The organism is Bradyrhizobium sp. CCBAU 53340 (genome assembly GCF_015291645.1).
Classification (GTDB): Bacteria; Pseudomonadota; Alphaproteobacteria; order Rhizobiales; family Xanthobacteraceae; genus Bradyrhizobium.
The window spans coordinates 6,904,917-6,920,913 of record NZ_CP030055.1 but is presented as its reverse complement, the minus strand read 5'-3'; the positions used below and the strand labels follow the sequence as shown (position 1 = coordinate 6,920,913).

Below are 15,997 nucleotides of genomic sequence, written 5' to 3'. Positions count from 1 at the left end.
CCAGCCATCGGCGGCAGACATTGGATGAAGATTTGCGGTGTTGCATCGATCCGAACCTCATTCGGTGAGCTGGGCGGTTTGCGAGCCGATCGTCGCAGTGCCGAGCGCGGAACAATTGACCTGAAGGTTGGAGGTCCCGCTGAATGTCAGCGTGTCCGCGATGATCTTGGTGCAGGATGTGCTCGTGCCGTTGCCGCCACTGAAGCTGAGATTGGCTTTCGGCAGGTAGATGGCACCGCCGAAATTCTGGGTGCTGCCGCCGGTGAGATTGAAGGCCGTCCCGGTCGGCATGTTGCGATCGCCGTACACGACGATGCCCTTGGTGGCGCCGCTGGTCGGGGCGGTCAGGTTGACCGTGGCGTTGCTGCCGATCGACGCGGTGCCCCAGTCGCTTCCCGAGCCGGTAAACACCAGGGTCACGCCGCTGCCCGTGATCGTGGCGTTTCCGGCGACGCTCAAATTGGCACCATCGAGATAATAGATGCCCGGACTAAGGTTCAGGACTGCGCCGGCGTTGACCGTGATGCTGCCGGTGTAGCAGCCGGGATCGAGCGAGTTTGTTTTTCCATTGGCGTTGACCGTGATCTTGGCGTTGGTGCAGCTCGGCTCCAGCGGAGGAGAAACGTTCGCGTAGGGATCGGCCACCGGCAGCGTGTGCGACTTGATGCCGTTGGTGGTCGTGATGCTGCTCGCGCCGGAGACGTCGCCCACGACTCCGACCTGATTTGCAGAGACCGTCGCACTGCCGGCAACGTTGAGCGACGGGCTTGCGCTCGAGTCGCTGTAAAGATTGCACTTGATCAGATTGAGCTGGTTGCCGCCGCTCACGTTGACCGCGGGGCTTGCGCCGGAGTTGAGCGCAAGCACGCAGCCCGTGCCGGAATTTGGCAGCGCGACGGCGCGTGCGGTGATGAGCACGGGATCCGAGCCGAACAGCGCCGACAGCAATCGCTGCTGCGGCTGGCTGACGATGACTTCGACCGCCTGCGGGTTCGATGCATAATTGCCCGTCTTCGGCGGCTGGTTGACGGCGACCGTGACGTTGTTGGCCCCGTTCGTGTAACCGTAATTTGCCGTGACCGCATTAGCTTCGGCCAGCAGGTCGGTGCCTGCACTTTCCGCGGTCGCGGCGCTCACGGCGCCCGAGTCGGCCGCGCTCTGCATGTTCTTGTGCTTGTAGTACCACCAGCCCACTTCGGTGCCGAGCCCTGCCGTGCCGACCAGCACCGGCATCAGCAGCGCTGAAAGGAGCGCGTAGCTGCCCGACTGGTCTTTAACGAATTCATGAAGCAGACGGATCGTTCGATCGTGCCGGCGCGCACGACCTTGCCGGCGCACCAACGCATTGAACGAACGGCTGCAGAATGTCCCGTGGTCCATGCGCCCTCCTGCGCGGCTTGCCACTTTTTCCCGTGGAAGCCTGATGCGAGCCGGCTTAAATGCAGGTCAAGACGAACGAGACAATTTTAGATTTCGCCGGCAATCGTTGCCTTTGTCTGGCTTCTTCGACTCGATTGGCGGTCGCGGTTCAATTCGAAGTTGATGACGCAGCGGTGCTTCCCGCATCATTAGCCATCATCAATTTCGTTCGCCGGGATGAAAGCGGCAACATCAGAAGCAACGCCAGAAGGGCTGCTCTCGACGAGCGCTACGAATTATTGCGCATCGCGCTCACCGCGGCCGCGCGTTGGCCTTGCGCATGTTCTCATTGATTGCCACCAGTTCGAGGCGCCCCTGTGCGTCGCTGCGAAGCTCGCCCGCGACGAAGCCGTGCACGCCTGCGCCATGCAAGCACCTCGGCAGGTGAACAGCACCCGATCGCGACAAGGAATGCGCCTAGCCTGTTCGTCGTTTGACCGAAGATTCGATCCGCGCCGATCATTCGAATGATGCGCCATTTTGCCCACGGTGGCGTGAACGTTAACACTCGCCTGGGACGAGCGCCATTCAGCCGACATTCATCGCAAAGCCTCTATCGATCTCGTGCGATCCTGGAGACTAAGATGAAACTGCCCTTTGCGGCCCTGGCCGCCAGCCTTGTGTGTCTGATCGTTGCGCCGGCTCTTGCCCAGACGACGCCGGCCCCTGCTGCTCCCGCCGCCACGGTGCCGGTTCCGGCGACCAAGCGCATGGCGTGCCTCGGCTCGACACAAGGTCTGAAGGGGCAGGACAAGCGCGACCAGATGCAGCTGTGCATGGCGCAGGCGCGGCTCGATTGCCTGAAGCAGGCGATCGATCAGAAGGTTGTCGGCGAAGCGCGCAAGAGTGCGATCAAGACCTGCGTCGGCACGGATGGCGCGGAGCCGCAATAGCCGGACGATGCCGCACGCACGGTACGTAGGGTGGGCAAAGGCGCGAAGCGCCGTGCCCACGATCTTTCCATGATCAAAACGAAGAACGTGGGCACGCTTCGCTTTGCCCACCCTGCGAGATCTACGAAATCGCGATCACGTCTGCGGCTTCGGCGCGCTGGGAAAATGCCGCTGCAGCACGGCGGCGGGCGTGGCGTAGGCTTCCTGCAAATCCACGCTCCAGTATTTCAGCTCGTCGAGCGGAATCCGCGTGTCCGATATGGCGCAGCGCACGAACGTCCCCGGCGAGATCACGCGGAAATCGCCGTCGAGATATTGCACTTGCGCTTCGCCATGGCCCGAAGGGCCGAACTTGTTCAGCACGGTCGAAAGTCTCCGTGGAAGGGCCCTGCCTGGAGAACCTTGCAGGGGCACGATGTGTTGGACTGGATCTAGCATAGATAGGGTGGCTTGTCCGCCCGTTAAACCCACCGGTTTGTGATGTTTTGCCGCCGTTTTCGCATGATAGTGCTTGAGGCCATGCGGCATCTCCTGCGATTGAGTTCGATGCGCCCCGTACTTTCCGCCCTGTTCCTGACGCTCCTGATGTCGGCCGCGCACGCCGCGCCTGCGCCTGCGCCGCAGCCGGTCGAGATCCCGCTGTCCTCCGGCGTCCTGCACGCTCAGCTGTTCAAGCCCGAGGGGGCGGGGCCGTTCCCGGCCGTGATCGCCCTGCATGGCTGCGGCGGCCTCGGCAGCCGTTCCGATTCCGTGCAGCCGCGCTATCGCGACTGGGCGGAGCGCCTGCTCAAATCCGGTAGCGCGGTGCTGCTGCCCGACAGCTACGGCTCGCGCGAGCTCGGCCCGCAATGCCGCGTCAAGGAGATGCACGTCAAGGCACGGCGCGAGCGGGTCACCGACATTGCGGCCTCGCGCGCCTGGCTGATGAAACAGAACTGGGTGGCGCGCGAGCGTGTCAGCCTGATCGGCTGGGCCAACGGCGCCAGCGCGCTGCTCTGGGCCGTGCGTCCGCAGGCCGTGGCGCGCGATGCGGGTCCGGATTTCCGCGCCGCGGTCGCGTTCTATCCGGATTGCCGGATCTCCGCCGGTCTCGGCTGGAGCACGCGGGTGCCGACGCTGGTGCTGATCGGCGCCAATGACGATGTCTCCTCGCCGCCGGCCTGCCGCCAGATGGTGGACGGCGCCCATGGCCGCAGCGCGCTCGCGCGCATCGTGGTCTATCCCGGCGCCTATCACGATTTCGACCGCGCCAACACGCCGCTGCACGCAGCAAGCAGCAGCCTTGATGCCGCCGCGCCCGAGCACGGCCATCTCGGCACCGATGCCGAGGCGCGCGCGGAGTCGCAGAAGGATGTCGCCGAGTGGCTGGCGCGGTAGGCCGACCGTGAGTCTACGGATCGCGGTGTCAGCCGCGCGCGGTGCCTTAGTTCGACCATGATGTCGGCTAAAGGCATCGTTCATGCGCAACCGCATCGTCATCTTCTCATCCGCCCTGGCCATCTTCACCGTCGCGGTCTTCCTGTTCGAAGCCCACGCCGGCTCGCCGGAGCGCGCGCCCGATCATTGCGGCTTCTGGACCACGATGGACGCGGGATTGTCCTGCCGGTAGGGGTGCGCGCATTCCACACAGACGGTGTCATCGCCCGGCTTGACCGGGCGATCCAGTACGCCGAGACGGCAGTGATTCACCGATAAGCCGCGGAGTACTGGATTCCCCGCTCCAGTGCGCAATTGCGCACAAGGCGGGGAATGACAGCGAGTGTGGAGCACCGCTATCTCATCTCAGAACAAGCTGCCCTGATCCACCGGCTTCGCCACGCGCTTTGGCGCAGGCTTGGTCTCCTGCGCCGCCGGCTTCGGCTGCGCCGGCGCGCGCTTGGCCACAGGCGGCGGCCGATCCGCATCCGCGGTCGCGCCCACGCGTCCATCCGCAAACTCGATCGCGATCCGCGCGTTCGGTCCCACGCTGTCTGCCGAATGCAAGGGATGCCCGGCTTCGTCGCGCACCAGTGCAAAGCCGCGGGCGAGCACGCCGCGATAGGACAGGGCCGAGAGCAGCTTGCCGCTGTTCTCGACGCGGGCATCCAGCCGCTGCAGCAGCGTCGCCAGCGCGCGGCCGGCGCGCTCGGCGAAGCGATGCGTGCGCTCGCGCTGGCGGAGTATCGCGTTGCGCTGCGCCTGCGCGTTGGAAAGTTTTGAGGCGCGCAGGCGCACTTCCAGTCCGGCGAAGCGGTCGCGCCGTTGCCGCAGCAGCGAGCGCGCCGACAGGCCGAGCCGTTCGCCACACACGGTGAGGCGATGATCCGCCTGCGCGATCTGGCCGTGCAGCACGCGCAGCGTCAGCTTGGCACTCGCCGCGGTAAACCGGCGGAAATGCGCATGCGTGTTGGCCTTGAGGCAGCGGGGCAGGGCGCTGCCCGCCGAATCCAGCCGCTGCCGCGGGATCGCCAGCAGATCCGTCGCCGCCGGCAGCGCCCGTGCGGCCGCGCGCAACTCGCTGCGCCGGCTCTCATGCGCACGCTGCCAATAAGCCCGCGTGCGCCGGCCGAGATCGGCGACCTCGACGAACAATTCGCTGCGCACCGGCACCGCCATTTCGGCCGCCGCGGTCGGCGTCGGCGCGCGCTTGTCGGCGACGAAGTCGATCAGCGTGATGTCGGTCTCGTGTCCGACCGCCGAGATCAGCGGGATCATGCTCTCGGCCGCGGCGCGCACCACGATCTCCTCGTTGAACGACCAGAGATCCTCCAGCGAGCCGCCGCCGCGCGCGACGATCAGCACATCCGGCCGCGGAATCTTGCCGCCTTCCGGCAGCGCGTTGAAGCCGCGGATCGCGGCTGCGACCTGTTCGGCCGAGCCTTCGCCCTGAACCTTCACCGGCCACACCAGCACGCGGCGGGGAAAGCGGTCCTCCAGCCGGTGCAGGATGTCGCGGATCACGGCGCCGGTCGGCGAGGTCACCACGCCGATCACCTCGGGCAGCCACGGCAGCAGCTGCTTGCGCGCCTCGTCGAACAGGCCCTCGGCGGCGAGCTTCTTCTTGCGCTCCTCCATCAGCGCCATCAGCGCGCCGATGCCGGCCGGCTCCAGCGCCTCGATCACGATCTGGTATTTCGACGAGCCCGGATAGGTCGTGAGCTTGCCGGTCGCGATCACCTCCAGCCCCTCCTGGGGCTTGAAGCGCATCCGGCCGTGCACGCCCTTCCAGATCACCGCCTCGATCTTGGCGCTCTCGTCCTTGAGGGCGAAATAGCAATGGCCGGAAGAGTGGGCGCCACGGAAGCCCGAGATCTCGCCGCGGACCCGGACATGGCCATAAGTGTCCTCCACCGTCCGCTTCAGGGACTGCGAGAGCTCGGAGACGGTGAATTCGGGCGCGTTGTGAAGTTGTTCCGCAGGCGGCATCGGCAAACGATTCGGCATTTTGGGGTCGATTTCGACGTTAAGGATTTTCGCCGGCAAGCGCGAATCCGGGGATTGATCGGAAGAGTACTCTGTATTATAGAGTTCTCTATTGATGGCGAGTTCGGTGGAGTTGAGCCATGGCGATGCAATTGCTGCGCGGTGCGATGGGCTTGCTCAAATGGGGGCTGTGTGCAGTCGGCGCCGTGGCCCTGATCTTCACCGCCCTGATCGCGACACCGCTGCAGCGGCCCGCGGAGATGCGCTCGGTCTCCGACTCCGCCAAGGGCATCGACTGGTCCACCCTGCCGCCGCTCGAGCGTTTCCAGGCCCGCGACGGCACCTGGCTCGGCTATCGCCACTATCAGGCGAAGGGGACGGCTACGGATCGCGGCGCCATCTTCATCCACGGCTCCTCGGCATCCTCCGCCACCGTCAACCACGCCCTGACCGCGGCGATATCAGCGCACGGCGTCGAGACCTGGGCGCTCGACATTCGCGGCCACGGCGCTTCGGGCACCCGCGGCGACATCGGCTATGTCGGCCAACTCGAGGACGATCTCGTCGACTTCGTCGCCCATGTCCGCAAGAGCGCGCCCGACCTGCCGCTGACCCTGATCGGTCACTCCGCCGGCGCCGGCTTCTCGCTGCGCGTGGCCGCGACGCCGATCGTGCAGGACATGTTCGTCCGCACCGTGCTCGTCGCACCCTATCTCGGCTATGACGCGCCGACCAATGTCGCGCATTCCGGCGGCTGGGCCAATGCCGACATCCCGCGCCTCCTCGCCCTCGCCGCGCTCCGCAAGCTCGGCATCGACTGCTGCGCGCAGCTTCCGGTGCTCGCCTTCGCCGTGCCCGCGAATTCTGAGCGGATTCTGACGCCTGTCTATTCCGACCGCCTGATGCGCAACTTCGCGACGCGCGGCTATCGGCTCGATCTGCCTCACGTGACGCATCCGATGACGATCTTCGGCGGCACCGAGGATGAGATGATGATATCAGCCAAATATGCCGCGGCCGTGCAGGCCATCAAGCCTGGCGTCGACGTCAAGCTGATCGACGGAGTCAATCACATGGGCATGGTCACCAATCCGAAGGCCGTCAATGCGATCGCCGAGGACGTGGCGACGCGGGGAGCGGCGGGGAGCTGAGCATGATCGCGCATGTGAGCCCGGTTGGCGCAATCCACGCCGTGCTGGCAACGCTGTGCCTCCTTGTCGGCTTCGTCCAGTTTCTGCGCCCGAAGCGCGGGGCAGGCCATCGCGCGCGCGGCTATCTCTACGTCTACGCCATGTTGGCCGCCGATGCCGCGTCCTTGGCGGTCTATCGGTTCACCGGCCATTTCAACCTGTTCCACGCTGCCGCCATCGTGAACTTCACGCTGATCGTGCTTGCGATCGTCCCGCTGCTGCGCACGCCGAGACCTGCGACCTGGCGCAGGATCCACTATCGCTTCATCGCCTGGTCCTACGTGTCTCCGATATCGGCCGGACTCACGAACATCGCGACACGGCTGCTGCCGCTCGCGACACGCGAGCAGGTCGCATGGATCGCCCTCGTCATCTCGCTCGTGACGATGACGATCGCCTATGTCCTGATCCGGAAGCATCGGCCTCCCTCGGAGGCCCCAACACTGTCCACCGCCCTGGCCGGGCAGAGCGGAGCGCCATCGTGATCGACAGCAGGCAGGCAACCGAGGCGCTTGATGACATCGAGGACACCGTCCGCCGCCTGCGCCAGTCGCAGATCTACGAGGTCTCCAGCCTCGCTTTGCTGATGTGGGGCGTGCTGGCCTTCGCCGGCAACATCGCGGGCTGGTTCTGGCCGCGCTACGGGCTCTATTTCTGGCTCGCGCTGTATGGGGTGTCGGCGATCGGTTTTGTCGCGCTCAGCGCCTATCACCGGTCGAAGAGCGGCATACGCGTGTTCGACGGCCGCTATTTTCTGACCTTTGCGCTGATCGCCGCCTTCGGCATCTTCTGCTGCTACTTCGGCCATTTCACGCCGCGCCAGCAGACGGTGTTCTGGCCGATCTACATCATGCTGTTCTACATGATGGCGGGCGTCTGGTTCGGCACCGCCTTCCTCGTCATCGGCGCCACCATCGTCGCGCTGACATTGATCGGATATGTCTACGTCCCGGGCCTGTCGCTGCTGTTGTGGATGGCGGCCGTCAATGGCGGCGGGCTGACCCTCGGCGGTCTCTGGATGCGGCGGAGCTAGAATGGCCGAGCTCGACGACATCATCCACCAGCCGCTGCGCCTGAAGATCATGGCCGCGCTGAACGCGCTCCCGCAACAAGTGGGCCTGGAATTCGCACGCCTGAAAAAACTCACCGGCGCGACCGACGGCAATCTCGGCGCCCACATCGAGACCCTCGCCAAGGCCGGCTACGTCTCCGTGGAGAAGGCCTTCGTCGGCAAGAAGCCGCAGACGACGGTGACCGCTACAGCCACGGGCCGCGGAGCCTTCGCGCGACATGTGGCGACGCTGCAGGAGATCATTGCGGGGAAGCAGGTGTAGGCTCTTTAGCACCTCTCACAAACCCAGCAACCGCCGAAACTTCCCGACCGCTCCACGAGCTTCGTCTTCGGCAAGAGGCTTGAGGCGGCTGATGGCAAGCTTAGCGTCGTCGAGGTCTATAGGAGCATCGAGCTGGGTGTTGATCCTGAGCATTCTAGCGCCCGAAAATGTGCTGTCATCGAGCAATGTTCCGACCGTTTGATCGGCAAGTTCACTCTGTGTGGCGAACATCATGTTGAGCGTCGGTTTCAACATTCGCGCGCGCCGCGTGCTGTTGAAGTCAAGGCCCACACTGCCACCCGGGATCTCACCATTTCCAACGCTTATGACGCGCATGTCGGCAAATGGAGTATCCAGGCATCGCCGTGCAGTCATAACAGCCTGGAGAACCGGATTGTTGGCCCAAAGTCCCCCGTCTGTATACGAGCGCTCCTCAGTTCGTATCTGTTCGTCTGATGAACGCCGACCGCGCGGGCGATAGGCCGAAAAAAAGAGTGGAGCTGCGGCGCTTGCGAGCGCCACGTCCGCGGCAAATAGCTCTCCATCGAGGCTTTCGGGGGCGCCGCACCGTGCGAGAGTAGTAAAGGACCTAATTTGATAACGGTCCAATATCGTGGCCGGTATAACGACGGGGGGCACACAGTCTCGTAGTTGAAGCTGTCGGCCGTCGTCTGTGAAGACTTCGGTCAGCAGGCTGCGAAGCCGCGCTTGTTTGTAAATGGGTCCTTTGCAGGCGTACGAGAGTGTTCGCTGGCTCGCGCGCCTCACGTTTTCGGGAAAAATCTCACCGCCGTGCTTTTCGAATAAATCCACCACGTCGCCCAGTGGCACGTCGAGTGCGATTCCGAGCGCGATGATAGCGCCCGTCGAGGTTCCGGCAATTAGATCGAATTGTTCGCGGAGCGGTACCCCAAGCTGTGACGCCATCTCCCGAAGGAATACTGCTTGAAAGATGCCACGAATCCCGCCTCCGCTTAGGCTTAAGATTTTCACCGGCATTCGGTCTTTCCTACGGAAGTGGCACTTCCTTCAGCATACGTACATACTCTCCTACACCCTTTAGCATCCAAGAATCCCTTGCAAATCTTTCGGATTCGAGGCGAGGCGCGAGAGCGGTGTTACTCCCCCGTTGCAGCATCACTAGCCCGGGGTGTTCTGTTGTAAAGCGTCCAATTCGATGGGCGGATGCTCTCGACGCATTAGCCAGTTCAAACAACCGATCTTCATGTGCAGGCGATACAGCAAGAATGACGTTCCAATCCCCCCACCCTAACCAGTAACGCGCAGCATCGCCGCTCTCTTCTGCGGTAAGACCCGGAACAGTGAGTGCTTCAAGGTCTAACACGACCCCAAGGTTATTCTTGCTTGCTAGCTCGTTTAAGCTTGGAAGAAGGCCATCGCTGTTGTCCATCGCCGCCCTGACGAGATGCTCCCGGGCTAAGCAGTGAACAAAGCCAATTTGAGATATCGGCTTAAAAACTGGAGACCTGTCCTTTGGTCCTATGTCTTTGCCGACCAGGAGCCGTAAGGCGTCACGCCAAAAGCCCCCGCCTTGGCCGATGCTAATGATGGAGTCCCCCTCTTTGGCCCCTACCCGCGTTAAGGGCGAGTATGAATCACATATTCCAAATGCTGTGCCGACCGCCGACAGCCGCGAGGCCTCCCGAAGGTTGCCTCCCACGTAAGCTATCTGAGCCGCCGCACAACTTGCTCGTATGCCCTCCAACAGACGCTCAAAGGACTCGGTCGTCCTCTCGGATTCACATTCTATTGCCGCTAGAAAACCCAGCGGGACGGCTCCCGCTGCTGCCAAATCCGAGACGTTAATTGTGACGAGGAGCCAGCCCATCCAGAAAGGATCATCGTCTCGTCCGATAGCCGCGGCTGCAGGAGGCGGTACGGGATCGGTGGTGACCACAAGGTGCCCGCCGGAAATTTGGATAATGGCACAATCATCTCCAGCGCCTTCCGCAAACCGGGGAATGATTTGCTTAAGGATTTCTCGCTCGCCAAGGTCGATGAGTTTAGACATTCGTTGCTCACGCAAAAATGAGGAGGTGCTCCATTTGCAGGCTGGGGTTCTGCCGTCGACCTGTCGAGATTTTCCGAGACTGTTTATACATTAGCTTGAAGTGACAGCTTTCTACGACCTGCTCAAACTTTTCGTTCATCGGGGTTCGGTCACCTGATTCACCAAAGACGACCGCACAAGCTCTGCCTCGATCAAGGACCTCCCGGCATCCTTCAAACACACGCTTACATTCGGCAAGGTATTGTTCAGCCGCGACCAAACGGTGCCTCTTGCTTCGCGCTCCAATCTCTTTCTGGCGCAGTGGTTCGATTTCTACTCCCTGCCACTCCAAAGTTAAACGTTGCGCCTTCACATAGTCTGCCACTCCGAAGTACGGCGGCGAGGTGACGATTAGTTGCGCACCAGCGATCGGCTTGTCTCCCAGGATGGTCGCAGCATCACCTTCCAAAATCTTCACCTCGGAAGCAGCCGTCTCCCGGCGCTGTGATGCATTTCGATATGTGTCCCGCGCCTCATAAGCCTCGGCAAATCCAATCAGTACCTTTTCGTAGAGATCAATCACATCCCTCTCGTGATTATCTTTAGGAGTCGTGTTGTCACAGACGTAGCCCCAATGCCGCGTTTCACGGCATACGGGCAGCAAGATCGATGAAAATGCAGCCTCGGCGAGAACACGACCGTCCCCACGCAATTCTGTGATGCTGCTTCGCAATTTTCGCAAGTCGCTAAGGGTCCTTGGCGTATACCACTTTTCGCTCTGCACAGTTTTAGGAACCGCGTCCCTCTTAGCGTTCTGGCGCACGAGGATGCGAATTCGATCTACTAGCTTTCTTATTTGATCAGAGCCCCGCGATAGTGTCTTCGCGCGAGCCATCAACGCCGAGACGGGATTGAGTTCTACGCCGACGCAAGGCCGGTCGAGGCGCTGAGCTTCCACTGCGGTGGTGCCAGAGCCAAGAAAAGGATCAAGAACGATTTCGCCTGGTTCAGTCAGCGCGCCGATCAAAACGGCCGGGATCTGAGATGGATAGCGGCAGGGATGCCAGTGAAGGCTTGAAAATGCCGACTGACTGCGGCTTGTGGAGAAGTCCCAATCGACTTCCTCTAGACGCTTCAACCTAGCGCGCAAATCGATTGTTTTCGTTCGTGTCAACATCTACCTTAACCGCCCCGCCCAGCTCTTTAAGCAGAATATTCTGGAATCGCTCTTGGATTGGCTGCGCTGGCCTCTCCGCCTCAGTGGCAAAGCAATAGAACACAACGCTCTGCGACGCAGCACCAAAAGTCCACCGGTGTCTTGTCGCCGGATCGGTGAACTCTAGTTTTTTCGAAAACGCGGACTTATCAACGAAGGCGTATCCGAAAGGCTTTTTGATACCAAATTCGTCCTGCGCCAGCTTCTCCACTAAGCTTATCGCGGCATCGCGCGATGAAAATCCCAGGCTCGCAAGCGACCCCGGCACTTGCAGCGCGAAGACGTGGGAAGGAAGGCTTTGATGAAAATGTCGCAGCATCAAATCCTTCGTTTTTGGTGCACGCGTTAGCAGATCGAGAAAGTCTTGGTCGCGATTGGCCCAATGTATCTCTGACACGGCGCTTTCATTGAATAGCAGCGAAATCGCCTTGGTAAGGACCGCCTGTGTTGCGACCGTTATGGAATCGAACACCAGGATGTCGTAAACTCTCCGACGCGTCTCGGCCCAAGCCTCGACTGACGAAGCGTTACGCTCTGAAAGGAGCATTTTCCCGTCTATCGAAACACCGATCTCCCGCGCAATCTGCAGAAACGAAGCCGATTGCGTGTTCAGCCCTAGCGCCCAAGCCATTCTCAGGACGTTGTCAAGGTTGTCGAAGTCCAACGCTCCGAACAGCAAAGCGGACGAGGGATGCTCCTTCCGCACGATCTGTAATACCAATTCAAAATCGATTTTGCTGGCGCTGCAGAGCCGCTTGAACCTCAGTTCCTCTCCCGGCAGTATTTGATGTGCGATATTGCCGAACAAGTTATGTCCGGTAAGTAGATCAGGCAGCGCGGCTTCGTGGTCCCATCCAGCGCGATCCTTGAGGTAATATTCAAGCAGGTGAGCAAACGGCGGAGTTGCAGCATCGTGTATCAAAATCGCTGCGGAAAGCGCCCTAACTTCGTCTCGCGCTAGCCCGTTGTGAGGATTGAGGAGCGCTAACCTAAGAACTCCAAGCGTATGAGAAAACCGTCGGACCTCCGATAGCGTCGGTAGTGAGGGTGACGGTGCGTTTAGCAACCGAACCCCCATGAGACGGCGCACCTCAGGAGCGAGTATCAGACGGTCTAAGAAGCTTGGCGGCTCAAATGCCCCATAAATGGGATCATGAATTATCATGGTTGCACCCCTGCTTCACGATCCACGCCAAAAGTAAGAATACCAGTGTTTGCTGTCGGATCGGGCCGCAATAAGGTTCTTTGAATGCTCAAGCGCCAAGGCAACCCAGGCTTGGCTTAGGCTCGTAGCTCTCTCTCTTCCTCCGAAGTAAAAGCCTGAATCGATAAACGAGTCAGCCGCTTCATCGGCCAGCTTGAGCGCCTCTAGATGCTGCCCTTTGTCGCCTGTCAGTCCACTTGCCAAAAGAATGTCAACGGAATCCGCAGGAACGTGTAGGTAGTCGCGCCGAGAGATCAGGCCTTCACTCGCCCGATAATCATAATCCCAAAAATCCAGAGTGTCTTGCCCGCGAGTCTCCTGCGTGATCTTGCTCCTCGCAATCCACTGCTTGATCCGGGGCCGTAGGTTCCCCCGGTCCAGAGCTAGACAAAGAGCGCAAAGAGAGAATTTTCTTAGGCCGCTATTCGAAGAGGGGGCGCCCTCAAGACGTTCCTGCAGAACGTTCGCTGCTCTTTGCATCTCGGGGGGAATATCGCTCTTCTTCCCGGTCAAGGCGTAAGCTAAAATTGCAACGCACGTCGCCGTCTCATTCCCCGTTGCAGCTCTCGTGGACTTGTCGATTTGCCATCCTACCAAGAGCCCATCGGAAAGTATTCTCTCTCGCAGCTCACGGTCCGCTTCCGGGGCTATCGCTTGCAGTTTGGGATGTTTGGATTGTCGCACGGCCATCAAGAAAAAGGCGCGCCTCGCCGTGAGCGCAAAATCACGTCCGCCTCTCGTGCCCGGCACGTTCCTGTCGTTCCAGAGTGAAGCTAGATAATCTATTACCGGCGCCGGAATGCGGGGATAGCCATATGCTAGCGAGATGCAAATAACTCCCGCGCAGGTGCCGTACAGGCCGACTTGGTTTCGATTTTTCTGACCGATGAATTGGCCCCAGCCCTTGAAGTCGGAGCCGCCCTCAACAGCGCGTTGCTCGTTCAGGAACGAATCCGCTAGCTTCTTGAGCGCGCTATCGATCTTTGCGTCCGTTAGCATTGATCTTCCGAAACAAAGGCGGTCCGCAGTGTATTGGCGATGGAAATAGCGCGTTCACGCTGTGGCCAAGCTTTCCAGTCAGCTAGATGCGCATTGCCATTTTTCCATGCCACGAGGAACCGGGCGAGCTGTCGAGGAGCATTGAGCGGTGTCGAATGGATAAGTAGGCGGCTCGAGCTGGGTGATGTTAGAAGATACTCAGGGTGCAGTGCAGCAAAGGCCAGCGCGCCTTCCAACGTCGAAAACTCGGCGGTGTTGGCAAAGTACGAACTGGCGAGGGACGAAACATCCTCACTACCTGGAAACACTAGGAAGTGCGCATGGAAACAATGATGGTCGTGCTCACCGGCCGCACAAACCGCCATGCGGCCATGTTCCGTGATGAGACAGTTTCCGTACATTGCAGACAGCCTAGTTCGGACCGCACCTAGGAATGAATCTCGCTCCGCTCGCAAAGTCGGAGCTAGGTCTGCCATCGATCTAGAGTGCGCTTTTGCTGCAACAACGCAGTAGCCGTCTACGACCGGTCCAAGCCCGGCGAGCGCATAGAAATTCTGCGATTCGAGAAACACGAGTTCAGACGAGGGGGAGCATAGAAAGCAAAACCCCTCCGGTGTGTCCTCTCCCCCTGCCGTGTCCAACTGCTTACCCACGCCGACTCATGGTTACGTTTTAGACGCATCCAGCAAGTCGCAATACCGCTAGTTGTCAAATCTAAATTTCGACACTTCCCCCACAATAGGCCTAATCCACCGAAGCGGAGGTAAATTCCGTAGCGTCGCCAACCGGTCGGCGCATAGTGGCCCCGATGAATTACCCGCTCGCGCCTCGGCGGTGCCCCGGAATGACGGGGAGTTCGGGGCCAGCGCCCTTGAGCCCCACCCCGATTCATGCGACCTCCGGCCCCAGCAAAACCCCTCATTTCGAGCCTTCGATGCACATTCTCCTGCTTGGTTCCGGCGGCCGCGAACATGCCCTGGCGTGGAAGATCGCAGCCTCTCCCCTGGTGACCAAATTCTGGTGCGCGCCCGGCAATGCCGGCATCGCGCGGGAGGCGGAATGCGTGGCGCTCGATGTCGCCGACCATGCCGCGGTGATCGACTTCTGCAAGAAGAACGCGGTCGAGCTGGTCGTGGTCGGGCCGGAGACGCCGCTGGCGGCCGGCATCGTCGATGATCTGACCGCCGCCGGAATCAAGGCGTTCGGGCCGGACAAGATCCCGGCCCAGCTCGAAAGCTCCAAGGGCTTTACCAAGGCGCTCTGCACCGAGTTCGGCATTCCGACCGGCGCCTACAAGCGCTTCACCAACGCCGATGAGGCGCGCGCCTATGTGCAGAGCCAGGGCGCCCCGATCGTGGTGAAGGCCGATGGCCTTGCCGCCGGCAAGGGCGTCGTCGTTGCGAAGTCAGTGCGCGAGGCGGAGGACGCCATCGCCATGATGTTCGAGGGCGCCTTTGGCGAGGCCGGCACTGAAGTCGTGATCGAGGAGTTTTTGCCGGGCCGCGAGATCAGCTTCTTTGCGCTGTGCGACGGCGAGACCGCCATTCCGCTCGCCTCCGCGCAGGACCACAAGCGCGTGTTCGACCACGACGTCGGCCCGAACACCGGCGGCATGGGCGCCTATTCGCCGACGCCTTTGGTGACGCCCGCGATCCACGACGCGATCATGGCCAAGATCATCCTGCCGACGGTCACGGGCATGAAGCAGCGCGGCACGCCGTTCCGCGGCGTGCTCTATGCCGGGATCATGCTGACGACGCAGGGCCCAAAGCTGTTCGAGTTCAACGTCCGCTTCGGCGATCCTGAATGCCAGGTGCTGATGCTGCGCATGATGAGCGACATCGTGCCGGCGTTCCTCGCCGCTTGCGACGGCCAGCTGAAGAACTTCGACCTGCGCTGGTATCCGGAGTCTGCACTGACGGTGGTGATGGCGGCAAAAGGCTATCCGGGCGACTATCAGAAGGGCACGCGCATCGAGGGGCTCGAGGACGCCGCCAAGGTCGACACCGTCGAGATCTTCCACGCCGGCACGGTGGCGAAGGACGGCGCCATCCTCGCCAATGGCGGCCGCGTGCTCAATGTCTGCGCGCTGGGGGCGACGGTGACCGAAGCGCAGGCCCGCGCCTATCAGGCCGTCGACCGCATCGTCTGGCCGGAGGGCTTTTGCCGCCGCGACATCGGCTGGCAGGCGGTGGAAGCCGAGAAGGCGAAGGGCTAGAGCATGATCCGGAAAAGTGTGAAGCGGTTTTCCGAAAAGATCATGCTCAAACAATAGCGTCATTTCCGCCGGCGCGTGCAACGCGCCGGTCCGGAGCCTCGATACGCGGGC

General features: G+C 61.4%; 18 protein-coding genes. 9 read left to right on the top strand and 9 right to left on the bottom strand.

The window, feature by feature from the left end; all coding sequences use genetic code 11:
- Nucleotides 1-57 precede the first annotated feature (57 nt).
- Complete coding sequence (locus tag XH89_RS32790; protein ID WP_194464432.1) at nt 58-1,380, bottom strand: TadE/TadG family type IV pilus assembly protein; 1,323 nt, start codon at nt 1,378-1,380, stop codon at nt 58-60.
- A gap of 59 nt (nt 1,381-1,439) precedes the next feature.
- Between XH89_RS32790 and XH89_RS32785 the strand changes: the two genes are divergently transcribed.
- Both XH89_RS32785 and XH89_RS32780 read left to right on the top strand, forming a co-directional pair.
- Nucleotides 1,440-1,712: a hypothetical protein gene (locus XH89_RS32785; RefSeq protein ID WP_194464431.1), complete on the top strand. Its 273-nt coding sequence runs from the start codon at nt 1,440-1,442 to the stop codon at nt 1,710-1,712.
- Between the two features lie 291 nt (nt 1,713-2,003).
- On the top strand, nt 2,004-2,312 hold the full coding sequence (locus tag XH89_RS32780) for a hypothetical protein (protein ID WP_194464430.1): 309 nt from the start codon (nt 2,004-2,006) through the stop codon (nt 2,310-2,312).
- Nucleotides 2,313-2,447: 135 nt separating this feature from the next.
- On the opposite strand, the gene XH89_RS32775 is transcribed toward XH89_RS32780, so the two are convergent.
- Entirely contained in the window at nt 2,448-2,675 is a 228-nt protein-coding gene (locus XH89_RS32775) for a DUF2093 domain-containing protein (RefSeq protein ID WP_194464429.1), read from the bottom strand.
- A gap of 183 nt (nt 2,676-2,858) precedes the next feature.
- On the opposite strand from XH89_RS32775, the gene XH89_RS32770 reads away from it, so the two are divergent.
- Both XH89_RS32770 and XH89_RS32765 read left to right on the top strand, forming a co-directional pair.
- A complete protein-coding gene (locus tag XH89_RS32770) occupies nt 2,859-3,689 on the top strand; it encodes a dienelactone hydrolase family protein (protein ID WP_194464428.1) in 831 nt (276 codons plus the stop codon).
- 82 nt (nt 3,690-3,771) lie between these two features.
- On the top strand, nt 3,772-3,921 hold the full coding sequence (locus XH89_RS32765; protein WP_194464427.1) for a hypothetical protein: 150 nt from the start codon (nt 3,772-3,774) through the stop codon (nt 3,919-3,921).
- A 173-nt stretch (nt 3,922-4,094) separates the two neighbouring features.
- On the opposite strand, the gene xseA is transcribed toward XH89_RS32765, so the two are convergent.
- A complete protein-coding gene (gene xseA / locus XH89_RS32760) occupies nt 4,095-5,717 on the bottom strand; it encodes an exodeoxyribonuclease VII large subunit (protein WP_194468701.1) in 1,623 nt (540 codons plus the stop codon).
- Between the two features lie 137 nt (nt 5,718-5,854).
- Between xseA and XH89_RS32755 the strand changes: the two genes are divergently transcribed.
- Genes XH89_RS32755 through XH89_RS32740 form a run of 4 tightly spaced genes read left to right on the top strand, consistent with a single transcriptional unit; the run spans nt 5,855 to nt 8,238 of the window.
- Nucleotides 5,855-6,865 carry an alpha/beta hydrolase gene (locus XH89_RS32755; protein WP_194464426.1) on the top strand — a complete coding sequence of 337 codons (1,011 nt, stop codon included), beginning with the start codon at nt 5,855-5,857 and terminating at the stop codon, nt 6,863-6,865.
- A 2-nt stretch (nt 6,866-6,867) separates the two neighbouring features.
- Nucleotides 6,868-7,389, top strand: a complete 522-nt coding sequence (locus XH89_RS32750; protein ID WP_194464425.1) for a DUF2306 domain-containing protein — start codon at nt 6,868-6,870, stop codon at nt 7,387-7,389.
- Entirely contained in the window at nt 7,386-7,937 is a 552-nt protein-coding gene (locus tag XH89_RS32745) for a hypothetical protein (RefSeq protein WP_194464424.1), read from the top strand. The genes XH89_RS32750 and XH89_RS32745 overlap by 4 nt, the downstream gene beginning before the upstream one ends.
- A gap of 1 nt (nt 7,938) precedes the next feature.
- Entirely contained in the window at nt 7,939-8,238 is a 300-nt protein-coding gene (locus XH89_RS32740; RefSeq protein WP_194464423.1) for a transcriptional regulator, read from the top strand.
- A gap of 15 nt (nt 8,239-8,253) precedes the next feature.
- On the opposite strand, the gene XH89_RS32735 is transcribed toward XH89_RS32740, so the two are convergent.
- Genes XH89_RS32735 through XH89_RS32710 form a run of 6 tightly spaced genes read right to left on the bottom strand, consistent with a single transcriptional unit; the run spans nt 8,254 to nt 14,033 of the window.
- The gene (locus XH89_RS32735; protein ID WP_194464422.1) at nt 8,254-9,237 is read right to left on the bottom strand and encodes a patatin-like phospholipase family protein; all 984 of its coding nucleotides are present in this window, start codon (nt 9,235-9,237) and stop codon (nt 8,254-8,256) included.
- A gap of 10 nt (nt 9,238-9,247) precedes the next feature.
- Entirely contained in the window at nt 9,248-10,270 is a 1,023-nt protein-coding gene (locus XH89_RS32730) for a thiamine-monophosphate kinase (protein ID WP_194464421.1), read from the bottom strand.
- Nucleotides 10,271-10,277: 7 nt separating this feature from the next.
- Nucleotides 10,278-11,387, bottom strand: a complete 1,110-nt coding sequence (locus XH89_RS32725) for a DNA methyltransferase (protein ID WP_246767683.1) — start codon at nt 11,385-11,387, stop codon at nt 10,278-10,280.
- A 1-nt stretch (nt 11,388) separates the two neighbouring features.
- Nucleotides 11,389-12,630 carry a hypothetical protein gene (locus XH89_RS32720; protein ID WP_210345234.1) on the bottom strand — a complete coding sequence of 414 codons (1,242 nt, stop codon included), beginning with the start codon at nt 12,628-12,630 and terminating at the stop codon, nt 11,389-11,391.
- A 15-nt stretch (nt 12,631-12,645) separates the two neighbouring features.
- Complete coding sequence (locus XH89_RS32715; RefSeq protein ID WP_194464418.1) at nt 12,646-13,668, bottom strand: hypothetical protein; 1,023 nt, start codon at nt 13,666-13,668, stop codon at nt 12,646-12,648.
- Nucleotides 13,662-14,033 (bottom strand): hypothetical protein, encoded by a 372-nt coding sequence (locus XH89_RS32710; protein WP_194464417.1) that lies wholly within the window; start codon nt 14,031-14,033, stop codon nt 13,662-13,664. Before XH89_RS32710 ends, XH89_RS32715 begins: the two co-directional genes overlap by 7 nt.
- A 569-nt stretch (nt 14,034-14,602) precedes the next feature.
- Between XH89_RS32710 and purD the strand changes: the two genes are divergently transcribed.
- Complete coding sequence (gene purD, locus XH89_RS32705) at nt 14,603-15,886, top strand: phosphoribosylamine--glycine ligase (protein ID WP_194464416.1); 1,284 nt, start codon at nt 14,603-14,605, stop codon at nt 15,884-15,886.
- The last annotated feature ends 111 nt before the right edge of the window (nt 15,887-15,997 follow it).

Excerpts from the sequence above, each read along its gene's own strand:
- XH89_RS32790 (WP_194464432.1), bottom strand. The coding sequence starts at position 1,380 with ATGGACCACGGGACATTCTGCAGCCGTTCGTTCAATGCGTTGGTGCGC.
- XH89_RS32785 (WP_194464431.1), top strand. The coding sequence starts at position 1,440 with ATGCAGGTCAAGACGAACGAGACAATTTTAGATTTCGCCGGCAATCGT.
- XH89_RS32780 (WP_194464430.1), top strand. The coding sequence starts at position 2,004 with ATGAAACTGCCCTTTGCGGCCCTGGCCGCCAGCCTTGTGTGTCTGATC.
- XH89_RS32770 (WP_194464428.1), top strand. The coding sequence starts at position 2,859 with ATGCGCCCCGTACTTTCCGCCCTGTTCCTGACGCTCCTGATGTCGGCC.
- XH89_RS32765 (WP_194464427.1), top strand. The coding sequence starts at position 3,772 with ATGCGCAACCGCATCGTCATCTTCTCATCCGCCCTGGCCATCTTCACC.
- xseA (WP_194468701.1), bottom strand. The coding sequence starts at position 5,717 with ATGCCGCCTGCGGAACAACTTCACAACGCGCCCGAATTCACCGTCTCC.
- XH89_RS32755 (WP_194464426.1), top strand. The coding sequence starts at position 5,855 with ATGGCGATGCAATTGCTGCGCGGTGCGATGGGCTTGCTCAAATGGGGG.
- XH89_RS32750 (WP_194464425.1), top strand. The coding sequence starts at position 6,868 with ATGATCGCGCATGTGAGCCCGGTTGGCGCAATCCACGCCGTGCTGGCA.
- XH89_RS32740 (WP_194464423.1), top strand. The coding sequence starts at position 7,939 with ATGGCCGAGCTCGACGACATCATCCACCAGCCGCTGCGCCTGAAGATC.
- XH89_RS32735 (WP_194464422.1), bottom strand. The coding sequence starts at position 9,237 with ATGCCGGTGAAAATCTTAAGCCTAAGCGGAGGCGGGATTCGTGGCATC.
- XH89_RS32730 (WP_194464421.1), bottom strand. The coding sequence starts at position 10,270 with ATGTCTAAACTCATCGACCTTGGCGAGCGAGAAATCCTTAAGCAAATC.
- XH89_RS32720 (WP_210345234.1), bottom strand. The coding sequence starts at position 12,630 with ATGATAATTCATGATCCCATTTATGGGGCATTTGAGCCGCCAAGCTTC.
- XH89_RS32715 (WP_194464418.1), bottom strand. The coding sequence starts at position 13,668 with ATGCTAACGGACGCAAAGATCGATAGCGCGCTCAAGAAGCTAGCGGAT.
- XH89_RS32710 (WP_194464417.1), bottom strand. The coding sequence starts at position 14,033 with ATGGCGGTTTGTGCGGCCGGTGAGCACGACCATCATTGTTTCCATGCG.
- purD (WP_194464416.1), top strand. The coding sequence starts at position 14,603 with ATGCACATTCTCCTGCTTGGTTCCGGCGGCCGCGAACATGCCCTGGCG.